This window comes from Paraburkholderia dipogonis (assembly GCF_042680985.1).
Lineage (GTDB): Bacteria > Pseudomonadota > Gammaproteobacteria > Burkholderiales > Burkholderiaceae > Paraburkholderia > Paraburkholderia phytofirmans.
Genome location: NZ_JBHUFR010000053.1, coordinates 1 through 1016, shown reverse-complemented (window position 1 = coordinate 1016; position 1016 = coordinate 1). Strand labels below are relative to the sequence as shown.

At 61.7% G+C, this 1016-nt stretch carries 1 protein-coding gene; it reads right to left on the bottom strand.

Annotation, left to right across the window (positions count from 1 at the left end; translation table 11 throughout):
• A partial coding sequence (gene tuf / locus ACFSNN_RS41285; RefSeq protein ID WP_377779230.1) for an elongation factor Tu occupies positions 1–1016 on the bottom strand: 1016 nt, incomplete at both ends.

The window sequence follows — 1016 nt, the reverse complement described above, 5'->3', positions numbered from 1 at the left end:
TTGCGAAACGCAGACCTTCTTCCATCGCGATCGGGTTGATCAGCTTCACCGTGATCGACACGTTGTCGCCCGGCATGACCATTTCCTTGTCCTTCGGCAACTCGATCGAGCCCGTCACGTCCGTCGTACGGAAGTAGAACTGCGGACGATAGTTGTTGAAGAACGGCGTGTGACGGCCACCTTCGTCCTTGCTCAGCACGTACACTTCAGCCGTGAAGTGCGTGTGCGGGTTGATCGAACCCGGCTTCGCCAGAACCTGGCCACGCTCCACGTCTTCACGCTTCGTGCCACGCAGCAGGATACCCACGTTGTCGCCTGCCTGACCCTGGTCGAGCAGCTTGCGGAACATTTCCACGCCCGTGCAGGTCGTCTTCACCGTCGGCTTGATACCGACAATCTCGATTTCCTCGCCGACCTTGACCACGCCACGCTCGACGCGCCCCGTCACCACCGTGCCGCGACCCGAGATCGAGAACACGTCTTCCACCGGCATCAGGAACGCACCGTCAACTGCGCGCTCCGGCGTCGGGATGTACGTGTCCAGCGCGTCGGCCAGATTCATGATCGCCACTTCGCCCAGCTCGCCCTTGTCGCCTTCCAGCGCCAGCTTGGCCGAACCCTTGATGATCGGCGTGTCGTCGCCCGGGAAGTCGTACTTCGACAGAAGCTCGCGCACTTCCATTTCGACGAGCTCGAGCAGCTCGGCGTCGTCCACCATGTCGCACTTGTTCAGGAACACGATGATGTACGGAACACCAACCTGACGCGCCAGCAGGATGTGCTCACGCGTTTGCGGCATCGGGCCGTCAGCGGCCGAGCACACCAGGATCGCGCCGTCCATCTGCGCTGCGCCCGTGATCATGTTCTTCACATAGTCAGCGTGGCCCGGGCAGTCGACGTGTGCGTAGTGGCGGTTAGCCGTTTCGTACTCGACGTGCGCCGTGTTGATCGTGATACCACGTGCCTTTTCTTCCGGCGCCGCGTCGATCTGGTCGTATGCCTTCGCTTCGCCGCCA